This window comes from Oceanobacillus sp. AG (assembly GCF_009746545.1).
GTDB classification, from domain to species: domain Bacteria; phylum Bacillota; class Bacilli; order Bacillales; family Amphibacillaceae; genus Oceanobacillus; species Oceanobacillus indicireducens.
Window position 1 is genome coordinate 47,430 of sequence record NZ_WOWT01000024.1, and the last position, 17,253, is coordinate 64,682.

General features: G+C 39.1%; 18 protein-coding genes. 12 read left to right on the forward strand and 6 right to left on the reverse strand.

Annotation, left to right across the window (positions count from 1 at the left end):
• Window positions 1-6 precede the first annotated feature (6 nt).
• The 4 genes from GN217_RS13315 to GN217_RS13330 are packed head-to-tail and all read left to right on the forward strand — an operon-like array spanning window position 7 to window position 4,744.
• The gene (locus GN217_RS13315; protein WP_156857153.1) at window positions 7-1,044 is read left to right on the forward strand and encodes an ABC transporter substrate-binding protein; all 1,038 of its coding nucleotides are present in this window, start codon (window positions 7-9) and stop codon (window positions 1,042-1,044) included.
• A 14-nt stretch (window positions 1,045-1,058) separates the two neighbouring features.
• The gene (locus tag GN217_RS13320) at window positions 1,059-2,180 is read left to right on the forward strand and encodes an ABC transporter ATP-binding protein (protein ID WP_156857154.1); all 1,122 of its coding nucleotides are present in this window, start codon (window positions 1,059-1,061) and stop codon (window positions 2,178-2,180) included.
• The gene (locus tag GN217_RS13325; RefSeq protein WP_156857155.1) at window positions 2,177-3,886 is read left to right on the forward strand and encodes an ABC transporter permease; all 1,710 of its coding nucleotides are present in this window, start codon (window positions 2,177-2,179) and stop codon (window positions 3,884-3,886) included. The genes GN217_RS13320 and GN217_RS13325 overlap by 4 nt, the downstream gene beginning before the upstream one ends.
• Before the next feature lie 39 nt (window positions 3,887-3,925).
• Window positions 3,926-4,744 carry an HAD-IIA family hydrolase gene (locus GN217_RS13330; protein WP_156857156.1) on the forward strand — a complete coding sequence of 273 codons (819 nt, stop codon included), beginning with the start codon at window positions 3,926-3,928 and terminating at the stop codon, window positions 4,742-4,744.
• Here the strand turns inward: GN217_RS13330 and GN217_RS13335 are convergent.
• Window positions 4,701-5,267, reverse strand: a complete 567-nt coding sequence (locus tag GN217_RS13335; RefSeq protein ID WP_156857157.1) for a glycerol-3-phosphate responsive antiterminator — start codon at window positions 5,265-5,267, stop codon at window positions 4,701-4,703. The two genes, GN217_RS13330 and GN217_RS13335, sit on opposite strands and share 44 nt — an antisense overlap.
• 285 nt (window positions 5,268-5,552) lie before the next feature.
• Here GN217_RS13335 and GN217_RS13340 point away from each other — a divergent pair, with 285 nt between their 5' ends.
• Together GN217_RS13340 and GN217_RS19240 are read left to right on the forward strand one after the other, a co-directional pair.
• Window positions 5,553-5,897, forward strand: a complete 345-nt coding sequence (locus tag GN217_RS13340) for an SLC5/6 family protein (protein WP_198042659.1) — start codon at window positions 5,553-5,555, stop codon at window positions 5,895-5,897.
• 17 nt (window positions 5,898-5,914) lie between these two features.
• On the forward strand, window positions 5,915-6,037 hold the full coding sequence (locus GN217_RS19240; RefSeq protein ID WP_255454399.1) for a heavy metal-binding domain-containing protein: 123 nt from the start codon (window positions 5,915-5,917) through the stop codon (window positions 6,035-6,037).
• 60 nt (window positions 6,038-6,097) lie between these two features.
• Here GN217_RS19240 and GN217_RS13350 read toward each other — a convergent pair whose 3' ends face one another.
• Window positions 6,098-6,667, reverse strand: a complete 570-nt coding sequence (locus GN217_RS13350) for a biotin transporter BioY (RefSeq protein WP_156857159.1) — start codon at window positions 6,665-6,667, stop codon at window positions 6,098-6,100.
• Window positions 6,668-7,173: 506 nt separating this feature from the next.
• On the opposite strand from GN217_RS13350, the gene GN217_RS13355 reads away from it, so the two are divergent.
• Window positions 7,174-7,551, forward strand: coding sequence for a cupredoxin domain-containing protein (locus tag GN217_RS13355; RefSeq protein WP_156857160.1), 378 nt, complete (start codon window positions 7,174-7,176; stop codon window positions 7,549-7,551).
• 281 nt (window positions 7,552-7,832) lie between these two features.
• A complete protein-coding gene (locus GN217_RS13360) occupies window positions 7,833-8,741 on the forward strand; it encodes an RluA family pseudouridine synthase (RefSeq protein WP_156857161.1) in 909 nt (302 codons plus the stop codon).
• A gap of 165 nt (window positions 8,742-8,906) precedes the next feature.
• Here GN217_RS13360 and GN217_RS13365 read toward each other — a convergent pair whose 3' ends face one another.
• The 3 genes from GN217_RS13365 to GN217_RS13375 form a co-directional block, all read right to left on the reverse strand.
• A complete protein-coding gene (locus tag GN217_RS13365) occupies window positions 8,907-9,641 on the reverse strand; it encodes a DUF6320 domain-containing protein (protein WP_156857162.1) in 735 nt (244 codons plus the stop codon).
• A complete protein-coding gene (locus tag GN217_RS13370) occupies window positions 9,628-10,896 on the reverse strand; it encodes an alcohol acetyltransferase (RefSeq protein ID WP_156857163.1) in 1,269 nt (422 codons plus the stop codon). Before GN217_RS13370 ends, GN217_RS13365 begins: the two co-directional genes overlap by 14 nt.
• Before the next feature lie 139 nt (window positions 10,897-11,035).
• Window positions 11,036-12,391, reverse strand: coding sequence for an amino acid permease (locus tag GN217_RS13375; RefSeq protein WP_156857173.1), 1,356 nt, complete (start codon window positions 12,389-12,391; stop codon window positions 11,036-11,038).
• Between the two features lie 447 nt (window positions 12,392-12,838).
• Between GN217_RS13375 and GN217_RS13380 the strand changes: the two genes are divergently transcribed.
• The 3 genes from GN217_RS13380 to GN217_RS13390 are packed head-to-tail and all read left to right on the forward strand — an operon-like array spanning window position 12,839 to window position 14,693.
• Entirely contained in the window at window positions 12,839-13,624 is a 786-nt protein-coding gene (locus tag GN217_RS13380) for a hypothetical protein (RefSeq protein WP_156857164.1), read from the forward strand.
• Between the two features lie 4 nt (window positions 13,625-13,628).
• The gene (locus tag GN217_RS13385) at window positions 13,629-14,000 is read left to right on the forward strand and encodes a GntR family transcriptional regulator (RefSeq protein WP_156857165.1); all 372 of its coding nucleotides are present in this window, start codon (window positions 13,629-13,631) and stop codon (window positions 13,998-14,000) included.
• Between the two features lie 3 nt (window positions 14,001-14,003).
• Window positions 14,004-14,693, forward strand: a complete 690-nt coding sequence (locus GN217_RS13390; RefSeq protein ID WP_156857166.1) for an ABC transporter ATP-binding protein — start codon at window positions 14,004-14,006, stop codon at window positions 14,691-14,693.
• A gap of 76 nt (window positions 14,694-14,769) precedes the next feature.
• Here GN217_RS13390 and GN217_RS13395 read toward each other — a convergent pair whose 3' ends face one another.
• Window positions 14,770-16,065 carry an NCS2 family permease gene (locus GN217_RS13395; RefSeq protein ID WP_156857167.1) on the reverse strand — a complete coding sequence of 432 codons (1,296 nt, stop codon included), beginning with the start codon at window positions 16,063-16,065 and terminating at the stop codon, window positions 14,770-14,772.
• A gap of 174 nt (window positions 16,066-16,239) precedes the next feature.
• Here GN217_RS13395 and GN217_RS13400 point away from each other — a divergent pair, with 174 nt between their 5' ends.
• Entirely contained in the window at window positions 16,240-17,112 is an 873-nt protein-coding gene (locus tag GN217_RS13400) for an SDR family oxidoreductase (protein ID WP_156857168.1), read from the forward strand.
• Window positions 17,113-17,253 lie beyond the last annotated feature (141 nt).

Below are 17,253 nucleotides of genomic sequence, written 5' to 3' on the forward strand. Positions count from 1 at the left end.
TGTAACATGAAGAAATTTCTATTGACTTTATTATTTTTAGTTTTATTTGTTGGGGCGCTTACAGCATGTGCAGGTGAAGAGTCTGAGTCTGAAGATGGGGAAGGATCTTCAAGTGATCCAATAACATTGTATTCACCGGAGACACCAGATTTAACTAATGAACTTGCTGCAAAGTATGAAGAATTATACGGACAGAAGGTTAATGTTCACTATGCGGGAACAAACGTTTTAGTGAATCAAATGATGGCGGAAAAAGGTAATCCCCAGGCGGATGTATGGTATGGGGGAGGGGGAATCCTTCCATTTGAATCTGCAGTCGAAAAAGAAATCATAACACAGTATATACCGGAAAGTGCAGAGGATTGGGAGGTAGTCGAAAATGGAATTAAGATGAAACATGAAGACGACTATTATGTCGGAACAGAATTATTTGTTCTAGGATTTTCTTATAATACTGACTTTGTGACGGAAGAAGAAGCTCCAAAGACATGGGAGGATTTATTAGATCCAAAATGGGAAGGGAAAATTCAGTTTCCCAATCCAGCAGCATCGGGAACGGCTACTTTAATGGTACTTAGTTATATGATGCAACATGGAGAGGAAGAAGGTTGGGAGTATTTTCAGCAGCTAGCTTCCCATTCCAATTCTATTCCTGACTCTGGGTCAGCTCCAACAAAAGCTGTAGCTATGGGGGAAGCCCATGTTGCAATTGGTTTTGACTTTATGGCGTATGAACATCAAGCAAAAGGAGAAACAGTAGATTTTGTTGTTCCGGATAAAACTCCTATTTTAGTAAATCCAGCCACTCTAGTTAAAGATGGGCCAAACCCAGAGGGTGGTAAGAAATTCATAGATTTCATGTTAGAGGAAGAGGCACAGCAAATTTTAGCGAATTGGTATCATATCCCTATCAACCCAGAAGTAGAGTCTGAGACACCATTAAATATTGATTCCATAAAGGATAATGCGGTGGACTTGGATATTGATTGGGTTAATGAACATTATGACCGAATTCGTAACGAGTGGACCAATAAAATAAACTAAAGGATGTTGATAAAATGGGGTCAGTTGTAATTGAGCAACTTAGAAAGGATTTTTCCGGATTAACTGTACTTCAAGATATAAACCTGGACATTAAAGAGGGCGAGTTTTTTGCCCTCCTCGGTCCGTCCGGCTGTGGGAAAACAACGACAATGAGATGTATAGCAGGTTTTGAAACACCAACTAGTGGCACCATTAAAATTGGAGATAAAAATGTGGCGAATTTAGCACCAAACGAACGAAATTGTGGAATGGTTTTCCAGAGCTACGCACTTTTTCCCCATATGAATGTATTCGATAATGTCGCTTATAGTTTAAATATTAAGGAATTGAAAAAGAGCAAATTCTTTAAAAAAGCCGGAGTTTATACACGAATGCTTAATAGTAAAATTGTAAAATATCCACAACATATCGAGAGAAAGGTAATGGACATATTAGAGTACGTCGAATTAACAGAACATGCAAAAAAGCTTACCAGTGAATTATCTGGAGGGCAACAACAGCGTGTGGCGTTGGCAAGAGCACTAGTAATGGAGCCTGAAGTACTTTTAATGGATGAGCCTTTGTCCAATTTGGATTTAAAGCTACGTCATACAATGCGAAATACAATTCGGCGTATCCAACAGGATTTAAAAATAACTACAATTTTTGTAACTCATGACCAGGAAGAAGCAATGAGCATGGCAGACCGGATAGCTGTAATGAAGGATGGAAAGATATTACAGGTAGGAACGCCTACCGATTTATACAGCAATCCCAACACGCCATTCATTGCAGATTTTGTGGGTACGTCTAACATCTTATCTGGTAAAGTTGTTGGAAGTGAAAAGGGGGAGACAATTGTGCAAATCGGTAATCAACAAATTAAGTCATCCACCCAAACGGATAAGAAAGATGTACAGGTAATCATTCGACCGGAAAATATTAATGTGTTAAATGGTGCTCCGGATGACTTTGGTAATTCCTTTGAGGGGACCATCCATTTGGCAACCTATCTTGGCTCAATTGTTCGCTACGATGTAAGAGTCGGTGAACATCAATTATTAATAGATACGACATATGAATCAGGTGACAGCATTAAGAAAAATGGTTCGACTATCCGTTTAGGTGTATCACCTGAAAGGGTGTTACTAATATGAACAAATTCAAACAAAACTTTATGGGATTGGGTTTAATTAAATTATTAATATACGGATTCTTTCTTTTGTTTTTAATCATCCCTTTATTATCTGTTTTTTTAGTCGCTTTTACAGATGAACCTATTAATGTGTTTGGTTCGCTCGTTAGCTGGGAGCAAATGCAAATTACAATTGACCAGTTAAAGAACGCTACATTAGATAATTTTAAAGCTATGTTTACTTATGGAAGTTATTTTAGAGGATTAATTAATAGTTTAAAGCTTTCTTTAATAGTTTCTTTATGGGTACTTATTATTTGTATTCCAATAGCGTATGGAATTGCACGCACAAAGATGCCGTTTAAAAGGACGATTAGCGCATTATGTACCGTGCCTCTAGTTATCCCGACATTTATTTCTGCCTATGCGTTCATTATTATGTTTGGACGTTCAGGATGGGTTACTTATATTTATGAAAAATTAGGTGGAGAAGGAATGTTGATTGATCCGTATTCGATGACTGGGATAGCGATTGTGCAAATTTTCTTTTTCTTCCCGTATGCACTTTGGCCAATGGTCGCGGCTTTTAAGATTAGTGATATATCCTTGGAAGAAGCCTCCCGTAATATGGGTTCCAGGGGTTGGTTAACATTTATAACAGTCACATTTCCACTGGCTTTGCCCGGTATGCTTTCTACTTTATTAGTAATATTTGCTGTCAGTTTTTCAGATTTTGGAACACCAATTATTTTGGCTCCAAATGATTTGAATCTTATCGTGGTGGATGCTTATCGGGAAATCGCTGGGTTCTTTAATTGGGGCGGGGCTGCTATTCTAACTGTAATTATGATCGCGGTTGCTGGGGTTGTCTATTGGTTGCAAAACTATCTTCTTAAGGATAAAAATTATGACGTACTTTCTGGCAAACCGAAGCAAGTGAAACTTAATAAAAATAAAGCTTTAACAATTCCGCTTACTATATTCTCAGGCATAGTTGTATTGATTCCAATTCTTGCTATGCTTACAGTTTTCTTGCAGTCCATAGCGACAACCTGGGGAAGGGATCCATTACCTAATGGATATACATTTGATCATTATCGCACCATATTTACTTCTTCTTTGGGGAATATCCAAAATAGTTTAGTCCTAGCGGGTGGAGCACTTATTCTAAGTGCAGTTATCGCTACATTTGTATCGTACTTTGTTGTCCGTCAGCGTTCGACAACCTTAGATTTTATGACAACTATTCCGTTGATTGTACCGGGAATTGCTTTTGGTATCGCCTTAATTCAAACCTTTAATACTGCACCTTTACAGTTGACTGGAACCGCTTTAATTTTAATCATTGCCTATAGTATCCGTAGATTACCATATATGGTTCGTTCTACAGTAGGAACGATGAGAGCGATAAAACAAGATATTGAAGAGGCTGCTGTCAGCCTGGGGGCTTCTACATTAACGGCAGCTACAACAGTCGTCGGTCCATTAATGCTTCCTGGTATTGCTGCTGGTTCTATTTTAGTATTTGTAACAGTTATAAAGGAAACGAGTGTTTCCATTTTAATGGCTCCTGCTGAATGGGCACCCATGAGTCTGGCGATTTTTCAAAATGTATTGAGAGCCGAATACTACTCAGCGGCAGCGATGTCAGTTATTTTGGTTATTATAGTTCTTGTACTGCAAGCTATCGCAAATAAGTTATCTGGAGGAAATAAGTCACACGAATAAAAAGGGAGCCTTTTAGATAAATTTAAAGGGAGGATTAAGGTGAAAAGGGGATTTATCTTTGATTTGGATGGAACTGTTTATATTGATGATCAATTAATTGAGGGTGCACGAGAGGCTATCCAAGAATTACAAGAACGTGGCGATAAAATAGTATTTTTAACAAATAAATCAATTGAAACAATTGCAAGCTATGTGGAAAAACTAAGGAAACTAGGAATAGATATAAATCAAGAAAATGTCGTTAACTCAAACTATCTTACAGCTCGTTATTTAAAATCTAAATTACTTCCAAACGAGAAGGTGATGGTCATTGGGGAACAACCATTATATGACGAAATAACGAATATGGGGATAAAAATTTCAGGAAATGAGAATGAAGTTCGTTACGTTGTAATAGGATGGGACAGGAAGTTTACCTATGACAAATTGAATCAAGCTTTTCAAGCCTGGAAAAATGGAGCGATCGTAGTTGCTACAAATCCGGATCGAACTTGCCCTATTGAAGGAGGACAAATACCGGATTGTGGTGCAATGATAGGAGCCCTGGAAGGGGCAACCGGTGAAAAAGTAGAACTCATTCTCGGAAAACCCTCCCAATTAGCGGCCAAATTCATTGTTGAGGATATACTTAGGCTCCCGCATTGTAATTGTTACATGGTTGGAGATCGATTAGAGACGGATATTCGAATGGGAAATGACTATGGTTTAAATTCAGTTCTTGTTCTAACAGGCATAACAGAAAAAACAATGCTAGAGCACGCAGAAGATCAACCAGACTTTATAATTAATAGTATTAAAGATTTACCAGAGTTAACTAAAGACTCAAATTCCAAAGCTTTGAATCACCTGCGGACATAGCCAAAGCGCCCGCTTGCAATCCATCTGTAATTTGATTTTTATTACTTACTAGCCCTCCTGCTATGATTGGTAGGTGGGTTAGTTTAGTCAAATTGTCAATGATGTCGGGCATGATTCCAGGAAGGACCTCAATTGCATCAGGTTTACTTGAGTGAGCAATTTCAATACCTTTTTTCATCGCATTTCCATCGATTAGGAATATACGCTGTATAGCCATAAGTCCTTCCTCCTTCGCAAATTTAATTAGATTACTTTTCGTAGTAATAATTCCTTTCGGTTGCCAGATATTTGCAATATATTCAATTGCACTTCTCGTGTTTGCTAATCCATCAATAAAATCTATATGAACAAATATTATCTTATTATATTTTTTTAAATGATTTATGTATTTTTTCGTCGTAATAAGATTTCCAGTTAATAAAAAAACAATATTAGCCTTAGAATTGGCAGCGAATTCTAACTGTTGTTTACTTTTTACAGAAGCAATTACTTGAGATTCAACTAAATCAACGATACTATTCACGAATATTCCTCCTAGTCATAAGATTTTATATTATTATACCATAGTGATTATACGGTGGGTTGTTTAGAAGAAAATGCTTCGTAATTAATTTTTGATAACACTTTGTTTTTAAGATACAGGGAAATGCGTGGCAATTAATTAAATTTAATAGTTTTGGCTTAGTTGCTATACCCCAATAGTTATGATGAAGTTCACAATGTTAGAAAAGTAGTACCCATAGAGCAGTTAATATGCAGGCGCTTACTAGGGCGGCTATATTGGGAAAAATATAATCGTTATCATTTGGTGAATCTATCGGAGGTGCTTAAAAAAATGGATTCACTTGTTGCCTTGTTAGGCGTATTCGGTGGGGGAACTTTCGCATCAACAGTTTTCCCGGCAGTAGTTTTAGGATTAATTTGGAAAAAGGCTACAAAACAAGGTGCGATTGCCAGCATTGCTGTTGGTTTAAGTATGAATTTTATTTTGGAAATAAGTCAAAAATATGGAATTACGATACTGCCTGAAGGAGTTATTATTGGGGCGTTTTCACTAGCCTGTTCGATTATTATCTTTGTGACCGTTTCCCATCTAACTTATAAAGCGAATGCAGTAGTTGATAAAAAGGTTTTGGATGCTATGGCTGGATAGTATTAGGTAGAGATGATATTCAAGAAGGGTTAAAAGCTTTTGGAGCCAATGCAATCGTGGGTATGCGGTACCAAACTTCTACTATAATGGGTGGTGCTTCAGAGGTTATTGCTTACGAGACTGCTGTAATTGTAGAATAATTATTATACGATCCCAACAGAGAGAATGCCCTATCTGTTGGGGTATACTTTACTCCACCCCTACGAAGCAACCTTCTCCCCATCCACAATCAACTTCGCATCAACCAACCGCTCTCTTACCTTAATCCCAATCAAACTAGCCAAATAAGCTTTAATAAATCCCACTACAAGAAATGGATAGACACCGGCTATAAGTGCCGCATTCCATCCTAAATCTAATACAATTTTTAATTGTAACGTACCGAAAAGGAGCGTGACAAACATTCCTGCTATATTAGCAACAAGTGCCATCGTAATGGAGAATTTCGTTTTTTCAAGGATTAATCCGGTTACATAAGCAGCTGCGATAAAGCCAAAAATATAGCCGCCAGATGGTCCGACTAAAACTTGCGGTCCACCAGCGAAACCAGCAAAGACCGGGAGTCCAATCCCACCTATAGCTGCATAGCAAATCATTGCTAATGCGCCTTGACGACTGCCAAGAATTGTCGCAGCAATCCCAACAGCCAACGTCTGACCACTTATAGGGATGAGTGGTAGCGGGATTTCGATTTGTGCCAGTATTGCTGTTATGCTTGCGAAAATAGAACAATTAAGTAGAATTCTGAGTCTCCTGCTTTTTGCATTCATTGTACAAATCTCCTTTTTAATCAATCATCATTCATTCCATAGTTTCTTATTAGTTGGATTGTATAATGCAAAAACTCTATTGTCAACTACTGTTTTTTTTGGTTGACAATAGAACTGTATGTTTCTAAATAAAAAGAAGAGGCTGCAGTTTAAGAATGGCTTTCTCCTTTTAAAGTTATTTAGCAAAACGTTAAATCAGGAATTCGGAATTATAAATAATATATACAATAATCAACTTTCCTTGTGGTGGTTTAGTATTAGTCGAGCTACTTACAGCAATAATGTCTATTCGTTCAGTGTTTGTCACAATTATGAAGGTGGAAGAAATCAAAGTAATACGATCGGCAAGTGCCAAAGGTCATAAACGAGATAGAAAGACTAGATATTGAAACATTAATTATTGGATTTTCTGTCATATCTGATATTGACGAGTATATCACTTCTAATATTCTTTGATATTTTCCTGTAAATTGAAGAAACTAACAGGCAGAAAGGAGGTATTACGAATGTCTATTAAAAATCCGTTAATAAGGTTCGTTGGTGTATTTGCGGTGATCATGGTTCTTTCTAGTTTTGGCTCGCTACATGGGATTGCAGAAACTGAAGCTCGGAATGCAAATAATGAAGTCGTGGTCGAATTGAACGATGATTTCTTTAATCCGGACGTAATTACGCTTCCCAATGAAGAAACGACAATTCTACTGCTTCAGAATAAAGGAATGAAAGAACATACCTTCACTGTAAAAGGACTAGCCATTGATGTGGAGCTTCAACCGGGAGAAGAGAAAAAAATCTCGATAAAGCCCGGAAAGACCGGCACGTATGAATTGATATGCCGATACCATGAGCAGGAAGGCATGGTCGGAGAAGTAGTGGTTGAATAATGAGGATTTGTTGACGATTGTTCTATTACGACACAGCATGACATCTCGGGCAGAGAGGGTCATGCTTTTTTTATCGACAGGTACTAGATACTTGCTGAAACAAGCTGCCGTTTTACCTGTTCTATTGATTTCATCTAGGATGAGGGAAGAGGTCGTAATCGCCAGGTGGAAATATTGCTGAAGTATGAGGTGGATGGAAATTTAGGGACAAACTGTTCTTATCCCGCCAATGAGTGTATGATGGAACCATCACAACTTCACTATTTTAAGGAGCATATCACATGCCTAAAAAGAAATCTAATTACCTGCAAGATGCCAAATCTATCATCGTCCAGGTGAAAGAACCCGATGAATTATTATCTTTTTTATTAAAGGTAATGTCTAACCGAAGCAGGAATTCGGTAAAATCCATCCTGGGCAGAGGCCAAGTAATGATTGATGACACAATCGAAAAACAGTTCAATTATAATTTAAAACCTGGTCAAACGGTCACTATTTTAAAAAACAAAGCTGCCATCAAACAGGATGCGTTAATTGGACTCCAGATTCTTTATGAAGACGATGATATTCTTGTCATCAATAAAGAAGCCGGATTATTGTCAATCGCTACTGAGAAAGAGAAAAGACATACCGCTCTGCATCAATTAATGAATTATGTGAAAAGGGAAAATCATGACAACCGAATTTTTATCGTGCATCGTTTAGACAAGGATACGTCGGGGATTATGCTGTTTGCTAAGTCGAATGACGTGAAAAGAAAACTGCAGGATAATTGGAATACTATGGTGAAAGAACGAACATATGCGGCTCTCGTGGAAGGAAAGGTTACAAAAAAAGAAGGCTATATCACGTCTTGGCTTCGAGAAACGAAAACGCATGTTATGTACTCCAGTCAAACGCCAAATGATGGATTACTCGCAAAAACCCGCTATAAATTTATACAGGGTAATGCAGATTTTTCTTTATTGGAAGTAAATCTAGAAACGGGCAGGAAAAATCAAATTAGAGTTCATATGCAAGACCTGGGTCACCCGGTTGTAGGGGATAAAAAGTATGGAGCAAAGGAAAGAAATGCAATCGGCAGGCTCGGATTACATGCAAAGATCCTAGCAATGCATCACCCGACAACAAATAAATTGATGACGTTTAAAGCGGATGTACCAGCATCTTTCATAAAAAAGTCTAAATAATAAGAGGAGGGTGCAATTTATCTGTCACCCTCCATTTTATCACATATTAACGGTCTGTAATCCCCCAGCTCTAAACAAGGGGGATATACAGTCCGTAAATCTCTGATTCTGTTCAACTAACATTCAGTGGGGAAGTAAGGAATCCCCACTGAAGGAAATTTCACTTTATAAATGAAATTTCCTGGCGATTTTTTGCTTGATTCGCTCGGGCATCCCATATTTAACATAAATCATGATTAGTAATACAGGCAGTAGTTGCAGAACGGTAACAATCACCCAACTCAAAGGGTTTATTTTATTTTGATAATTTTGAATGAAAAAGTTAATCCACATCGTCAGAATAACAATCGCGATGAATAAGAATCCAATCACATTAAAGCCTCTAACCGATAACGCTCGAATCACACTCCAGTAACAGATTCCGATAACCGTTGTGCCAGTTACAATTGGAAATGCTAATGGGATAAACCATTCCAAGCTGCCGCTGAACATATCCAGGCCAAATAATAAGATAAGAGCATCTAAGCCGATCCCGATAATTACTTTATAATAATTTTTCACATATCCGAACGAAAAGTAAATCAAGACCCAACCTGCAAGCACGCTTAAGTTACTATATCTAGACCATGTAAATGTGTTATTCAGTTCATAGTCAATGTAAAACATAAGACTGACAGCTACGAATACTAATAACGTTATAAAGATAAAAATACGATTTAGAACTCTTCTCGTATAAGTTGGATAGGGGTTTGTCGTTTTAGGGAACTTCTTGACCCTTAGAACATCCTCATTTTCTTCATGTACTTTTGGGATATGAAAGTTACATAGTGGACATGGCCGGTTATCCCTCTCCACTTTTATACCGCATTTTGGACAATAGGCCATTTTAATTCTCCTCATCGTTTGTTTCTACAGTTACTTCAATTCCGTGTTGCCTGAGACTCCGAAAAAATTCTCGCTCAACGACTCGATCTCTGGATAGATTTCCAAATGAAATATACATATGCTGTTTGTAGCTAATTAGTATGACCTTAACTTTATTTCCAATACTAGGTGGCGGATAACATTCGATCCTTTCGATGAATTCTTCCATTTCACTAGGGACTTGAACAATCCCCAAGTTGGATAGGCCACTTGTATATTGACCCTCGCCAAAAAATGAATAAATGGACGGAGCAACAATGTCTTTAATCGGTGAAGGCATTAATCGTAATGCCAAAGATTTCTCGCTGATAACACTACGTTTGATGTACTGCTTTAATTTTTTCGGTGTCAATAGGCGGCTGAATTCGATGTTTAACTCTTGAATAATTTCTTCAAAATCGTATTCGCCAAGCCGCGCATCAATCGAAGGTGTAATGCTTACAAAAAAGTTCCGCATCGTATCGCTTGGAAAAAAAGCACGCATATTAACTGGAACATTGATGACAATCGGCTTTTTACGCCTCGACGTTTTTTCTTGAATTTTTAACAGACACTGGATATAAACAGCGGTAAGAAAAACCGTAATCGAGACATTATACTCTTTCGCTTTTTGCTTTAACGCTTCTACCGAGACAATTCCAGTTACGATATGATAATATCCCTTCTTATCTAATTCCAGCGGCAGTTTGTATGAACTTCCCACACGCGTTCTGGGAGCAGGTATTTTTTTATCATAATATTTGCGGAAAGCATTTTCTGTCTCCATTTGCAATTGCTCATTACTTATATTCTCCACCTCAATAGGGATAGATTCTTGCAAATGCAAGTATTGTTTGACGAGTTCATTTAAAAATTGTAACCCGCCAGTTCCATCCGTCATGCTATGCGACAACTCCAAAGCAATTCTATTGTTATAATAATATACCCGATAGGGGAAAGAACCACGCTTTTTAATCGATAAACTGATACATGGATAATACATTTCCTTTTCTACTTTCGGCATTTGTTCGGTACCTTCAAAATAATACCAGAAAAAGCCTTGTTTTAATTGAACTTTAAAAAAAGGATAGCGTTCCAGTGTTAATTCGAGTGCTCGCTGTAAATAGGTTGGATCAATTTGAGTTGTAAGTGTAGCAGAAAGTCGGAATAAGGTTGTCGCGCGAGAGGATATGATAGAGGAATACAGTTTCCCGGCATTATCTAGTTTGTACCATGATTTTTCATTTCCCATAACTCCGAGCCCCTTCCGGATGTATCTTTATTACCTGGTCATTATACCATAAAAACTGGGACAGGGGGTCAGAGCATTTGTCCCAAAATTCTGGGACAAATGCTCTGACCCCCTGTCCCGATGCCTGACACCTTTTTCATCACCTCGTATTTTCCGAAGATGTTTGAGCTAAATTCTCCTGCAAATCTTTAACAGCTCCTTTATTGCGAACAAACATAAAGTAGGAGGTGACAGTAAATACGGCTACTAGTGACGTAAGAATTGCTTGGATTCTTAACGATTCAATAAAGAACATGGCGCCGTAAATTCCAACAATAAATAGAATGGTTGCGTAGGTTAAATACGGGAATAACCACATTTTTATTTTCAGTGATCCCGGGTCTTCCGCTTCTAGCTTTCTTCTCATTCGTATATGGGAGAAGGCAATTACAAGATAAACGAGTAATGCAACCGCTCCTGACGAATTTACGAGGAAGAGAAATAGTGTATCTGGTGAAATGTAACTGAAAATCACAGCAACATAAGCAAATGATGTACTGAATAAAATAGCTCGAGCTGGTACACCTTTTTTACTCAACTTCCGGAAAGCTTTCGGTGCTTCGCCTTTCTGCGCCATTCCGAATAACATCCGGGAATTGGCATAGAGTGCTGAGTTCAAACATGAGAGGACAGCCGTTAGTACGACGAAATTCATAATCTGAGCTGCGGCCGGTATGCCGACATAATCAAGCACAGCAACAAAAGGGCTGACTAAGATATTTGCTGAGTTCCATGGTAAAAGTGTTACTACGATTGCGATTGAGCCAATATAGAAGATAAGTATTCTCCAAATGACACTATTCGTTGCGATTCGAACGGATTTTGCTGGGTGTTTCGATTCGCCTGCCGCAATGGCGACAATTTCAGTTCCCATAAATGAAAAGATAACAACGGTTATTCCAATTAGGACGGAACTAAAACCAGTTGGCATGAACCCGCCATTACCGAATAGGTTGGATGTACCAGGTGCTGCGATTCCCGGGTACCAGCCGAAAATAACGCAGAGTCCTAATATTAGAAATGCAACAATACTAACAACCTTGATGAGGGAGAACCAATATTCAAATTCACCAAAGGATTTGACGGAAAATAAATTCGTCATAGTAAGTGAAACGGTTAGTATGAGTGCCATTAACCAGAGTGGAAAATCTGGAATCCAGTACTGGATAATGGCTGCACCAGCAATCGCTTCAATCGCGATAACAACCGTCCAGAAAAACCAGTATAACCAACCAATCGTAAATCCTGCCCATGGTCCAACTGCTTCACTTGCATATGTGGAAAATGATCCACTTGTTGGACGAGCTGCTGCCATTTCTCCGAGCATTCTCATCACGAGGACGACAACTAGCCCTGCAAAGGCGTAGGACAGGAGCGCGCCTGGTCCTGAGGAATTAATGACTGCACCACTACCAATAAATAATCCTGCCCCGATAACACCTGCTATTGAGATCATGCTTATATGTCTAACTTTTAAATCTGATTTCAATTGTCCTTGTTGATTACCCACTAAAACCCCTCCCACTGTAATAGAGTTATAATCTTACTTTTTCAAACGAAAGATAGCGCTCACAAATAAGCGGATTGTTTGAAGTTCTTTCAATAATCATATAAAAAATCAAAGATAAAAGCTATAGATGAATTGAAAAAAGTGGAAAAAAGTGGGGTCAGAGCAATTGTCCCACCGGATTTTGGGACAACTGCTCTGACCCTGTGTCCCATCGAAACTTGGGACAACTGCTCTGACCCTGTGTCCCATCGAAACTTGGGACAACTGCTCTGACCCTGTGTCCCATCGAAACCTGGGACAACTGCTCTGACCCCAATGTCCCATTGACAACTTGGTTAGTATTAGTGTACTGTTTAAGTAGTACACTAATACAACGTTTGGGAGGATGAAAAAATGAGTGCTTGGTTGGCGTTAACGAAGAAGGAGTTGCGGCTTGGTTTTCCAGTTTTTATTACTGCTTTGATTTTGTATGCTGGAATGATGGTTGGTGCGTATTTTTTAGGGAAACAAATTAATCATGAAGAGGCGTTAATGATGATGTCCTTTGCATTTGTAATAGCCCTTCATGTTCTTTTCCTAGTTTTTTATCTTTACTATACCTTGAGTTCTGAAAGAAAAAGATTACACCTTTGGTTGCATACACCAATGTCTATCGCTGGGTTACTACTATCGAAATTGTTCACAGGGATCGTGTTTATGGCTATCACTTTCATTGTTAGCTTGTCAGTAGCTGCCTTGTTTTTCAATCAGCATTTTGACTTTTTTAATGAGCAAACAATCTTTAACATTATGGGACTGTCAACGGTAACTGTCTTTAATGGGGCGATATGGTTAGCGGTCACATTTATCTTCTTCTGGTCGATATTTCTAACCTTTAGTCAGCGGATAAATGATTTTTTTAGTTTCATATTGACATTTATCCTTTTTCTTATCATCGGATGGATTTATAGTCTGATCTTGAGTATCGGATTTGTTGAAACGATTACGACATGGGGGCCAATTAACGTTGGTGATATTCTAGTTGGCTTTGAGTTTGATTATATAGATAATGCTTTCGAAGCGAACACGCTGAGTGAGGCTTCCATTTTCTATATTGGACATTTTATAAGAGACCTTATTGTTACCATTATTATGTTTTTCGCAGCTTGTTGGATGATTGACAGAAAAGTAGAGGTGTAGTGGAATGGCAGATTTATTCCATTCCTCAAAGCCGATTTATGAACAGATCGCGGAATTGATCAAGAAGCAAATTATTCGGGGGGAATTACATGCGGGTGATAAGCTACCGTCTGTTCGTGAGATGGCGATTGAGGTGAATGTTAACCCTAACACGGTACAACGAACATATAGGGAGTTGGAATCGATGGAAATTGCCCGGTCGAAACGAGGACAGGGAACTTTCGTTACGGAGGATACAGAGGTGCTTGCTGCAATCCGGGAAGAAATGAAAGCTGAAATATTGCAGAATTTCACGCAACAAATGTATGAAATGGGCTATTCAAAAGAGGAAATTACACGGGGACTGGCGGATTTTTTAGAAGAGAAGGAGGACTAAGGGATGATTAAACTAACGGATGTCACCAAAAAGTATGGGACGAAAACGGCATTGGATCAAGTGAATTTAACACTATCTAAAGGGAAACTAATTGGTCTTGTCGGGGAGAATGGGAGCGGTAAATCGACGACATTGAAATTGATTGCTGGATTGAATCACCCGACGCGTGGAGAAATTACGGTAAACGGTGAAAAAGTTACGCGGAAAATTGCTTCATCCGTTTCCTATCTATCGGAGTTGGATGAATATTACCGTTTCTTTACCGTAAAGGATGCAATTGAATTCCAAGCGAGTCAATTTGCGGATTTTGATATGGAGAAAGCGTATGAAATTATGAAGTTTATGAAGCTTGACCCCGAGAAGAAGTTGAAACATTTATCAAAAGGGAATCGAGGTCGGGTGAAAATTGTGCTTACTTTGGGACGGGATGCACCAGTCGTTTTGATGGATGAACCATTTTCTGGGCTTGATCCGATGGTGCGAAATTCAATTGTTAAAGGGCTTATTTCCTTTGTCGATCTAGAGAAGCAGCTTATCTTAATTACAACGCATGAGGTTATGGAAGTGGAAAATATCTTGGACGAAATTGTAGCAATCAAAGATGGAAGCATTATCGCACACGATAACGTCGACGATATCCGAAAAGAAAACGAACAAAGCATCGTCGACTGGATGACAGAAATCTATGAATGATTGAGAGGGACAAAGGGGTCAGAGCAAGTGTCCCAATTACTGGGACACTTGCTCTGACCCCCTGTCCCGCCGCCGATTATCCGTTCATTGGGAAGAAGATGAGTTGCAGGAGGAAAAGGATGGCGAATAGGTAAATGAGCCAGTGGACTTCTTTGCCTTTTCCTCTTGCTAGTTTCATGAGTGGATAGGTGATGAAACCGACTGCGATTCCGGTTGCGATGCTTGATGTAAATGGCATGGCAATCATTGTGATAAAGGTTGGAAATGCTTCATCAAACGATTTCCAGTTGATTTTCGCTAAGCCTTGCATCATAAATGAACCAACGATTATCAAGACTGGTGATGTAATTGCCGGAACCCCAGCCACCACACTAATAATTGGTGTAAAGAAAATTGATATTGCGAACAGCAAGGAAACGAAAAGGCTAGTCAGTCCTGTTCTTCCACCAGCCGCAACTCCTGAAGTTGACTCAATATAAGCTGTTGCCGGGCTCGTCCCGAATACAGAACCTACTGTTGTAGCTGTTGCATCTGCCAGTAATGCTTGTTTCGAGCGCGGTAATTTACCATTTTTCATGAATCCGCCTTGTTCAGCTACCCCAATAATTGTTCCGGTTGTATCAAATAATGTTACAAGTAAAAATGCGATAATAATTGTATAAAGTCCGTGTGAGAACACGCCAGCTATGTCTAAATCGAAAAAGACAGGGGTTGGTGGTGTCGATATGATACCTTCAAATTGAATTTGCCCCGTAAAGTAAGCAAGAATTCCAGTAATAACCATTCCGAGAAATAAAGCGCCTCGAATGTTTAACATATAGAACACTAATGTCAGGAATAACCCTGCAATCGTAAGCATCACCATGGGATCGGTCAAATCGCCCAACCCGATAATATTCGCTTCATTTGGAACGACAAGTCCTGAATTTTTTAAGCCGACGAAAGCGATGAAAAGTCCAATACCTGCAGTTATACCAAATTTCAAGCTGTCCGGAATTTTATTGATTAATGTCTCCCGTAAAGTCGTAAAGCTAAGGAGAAGGAATAAAATACCGGCGATGAATACAGTTCCGAACACGGTTTGATAGGATAATCCTTGTGTGGCAACAACTGAGGCGAAATATGCGTTCAACCCCATGCCTGGTGCAATGGCAATCGGATAATTCGCAAGCAACCCCATCATTAACGAGCCAACGATGGCAGTGATGACCGTTGCCATAAATACTTGTTCAAAAGGTACTCCCGCACTATGAAGGATTGCCGGATTCACCACAACAATATAAGCCATCGTCAGGAAAGTTGTGAGACCTGCGGTGAACTCCGTCCGCACCGTTGTGTTATTTTCTTTCAGTTTAAAGAAGCTCTCTAACATACACACCATTCTCTCTTAAAATTATTGATCAACATTCCATATCATATATATTATCCTCCCATTAATCAACAAAAAATATCTAAACATACCGTCATATGATTAATCCCATGCTAATCCGGGAAAAGTACATGCGAACGTACTTGGTAATCTTACATTCAAGGAGGTAATTCAACAATGGAAATGGAAAATAAGAATGGAAAGATAACCCCGCCTGCTCAAGTGCAGAACAAGCAGCCGGGAATTGAAGCGGAAATGAAGCCGGAACCGGAATATGCAGATCCGAATTATAAAGGAAGCGGTAAGTTGGAAGGAAAAGTAGCAATCATTACCGGAGGAGATAGTGGAATCGGCCGAGCTGTCAGTGTGTATTTTGCTAAAGAAGGGGCAGATGTTGCGATTATCTATCTGGATGAGCATGAAGATGCCGAGAATACGAAGCGGTTGGTGGAGCAGGAGGGACAGAAATGCTTACTTATTAGTGGAGATACTGGCAGTCAGACGTTTTGTGAATCAGCAGTGACACAAGTGTTAAAAGAGTATAAAAAAGTTGATATTCTAGTAAATAACGCAGGAGAGCAGCACCAACAGAAGGATTTTATGAATATTACGAGCGAACAATTGGAGCAAACCTTCCGTACCAATGTGTTCGGCATGTTTTATATGACGAAGGCTGTCTTGCCTAATTTGAAAAAAGGCAGCACCATCATTAACACTTCTTCTATCACCGCGTATCAAGGGAATGTGGATTTAATCGATTACTCTGCGACAAAAGGTGCTATCACTTCCTTCACACGTTCTCTATCCCAATCACTTGTGGGGAAGGGAATCCGTGTGAATGCTGTAGCACCAGGACCTATTTGGACACCGCTTATTCCGGCATCATTTGATAAAGAGAAAGTCGGGAAGTTTGGCGGCGATTCACCAATGAAACGACCTGGACAACCGAAAGAGTTAGCACCTGCCTATGTATATTTGGCAAGTAACGACTCCAGCTATGTTACAGGGCAAACAATCCACGTAAATGGAGGAACCATCGTAAACGGATAAAAAAGTGGGACAGGGGGTCAGTGAACTGCGCCCTGTCAAGTGGACAGTGAAAAAATAAAAATCTATGCCGCAGCCTGGTACCTATATTCTAACGGTGCTAGGCTGTTTAATTTCGTTTGGTATCGTTCTTCATTATAAAAT

Excerpts from the sequence above, each read along its gene's own strand:
- GN217_RS13385 (WP_156857165.1), top strand. The coding sequence starts at position 13,629 with ATGGCAGATTTATTCCATTCCTCAAAGCCGATTTATGAACAGATCGCG.
- GN217_RS13380 (WP_156857164.1), top strand. The coding sequence starts at position 12,839 with ATGAGTGCTTGGTTGGCGTTAACGAAGAAGGAGTTGCGGCTTGGTTTT.
- GN217_RS13355 (WP_156857160.1), top strand. The coding sequence starts at position 7,174 with ATGTCTATTAAAAATCCGTTAATAAGGTTCGTTGGTGTATTTGCGGTG.
- GN217_RS13325 (WP_156857155.1), top strand. The coding sequence starts at position 2,177 with ATGAACAAATTCAAACAAAACTTTATGGGATTGGGTTTAATTAAATTA.
- GN217_RS13360 (WP_156857161.1), top strand. The coding sequence starts at position 7,833 with ATGCCTAAAAAGAAATCTAATTACCTGCAAGATGCCAAATCTATCATC.
- GN217_RS13350 (WP_156857159.1), bottom strand. The coding sequence starts at position 6,667 with ATGAATGCAAAAAGCAGGAGACTCAGAATTCTACTTAATTGTTCTATT.
- GN217_RS13320 (WP_156857154.1), top strand. The coding sequence starts at position 1,059 with ATGGGGTCAGTTGTAATTGAGCAACTTAGAAAGGATTTTTCCGGATTA.
- GN217_RS13395 (WP_156857167.1), bottom strand. The coding sequence starts at position 16,065 with ATGTTAGAGAGCTTCTTTAAACTGAAAGAAAATAACACAACGGTGCGG.
- GN217_RS13400 (WP_156857168.1), top strand. The coding sequence starts at position 16,240 with ATGGAAATGGAAAATAAGAATGGAAAGATAACCCCGCCTGCTCAAGTG.
- GN217_RS13390 (WP_156857166.1), top strand. The coding sequence starts at position 14,004 with ATGATTAAACTAACGGATGTCACCAAAAAGTATGGGACGAAAACGGCA.
- GN217_RS13315 (WP_156857153.1), top strand. The coding sequence starts at position 7 with ATGAAGAAATTTCTATTGACTTTATTATTTTTAGTTTTATTTGTTGGG.
- GN217_RS13365 (WP_156857162.1), bottom strand. The coding sequence starts at position 9,641 with ATGAGGAGAATTAAAATGGCCTATTGTCCAAAATGCGGTATAAAAGTG.
- GN217_RS13370 (WP_156857163.1), bottom strand. The coding sequence starts at position 10,896 with ATGGGAAATGAAAAATCATGGTACAAACTAGATAATGCCGGGAAACTG.
- GN217_RS13375 (WP_156857173.1), bottom strand. The coding sequence starts at position 12,391 with ATGATCTCAATAGCAGGTGTTATCGGGGCAGGATTATTTATTGGTAGT.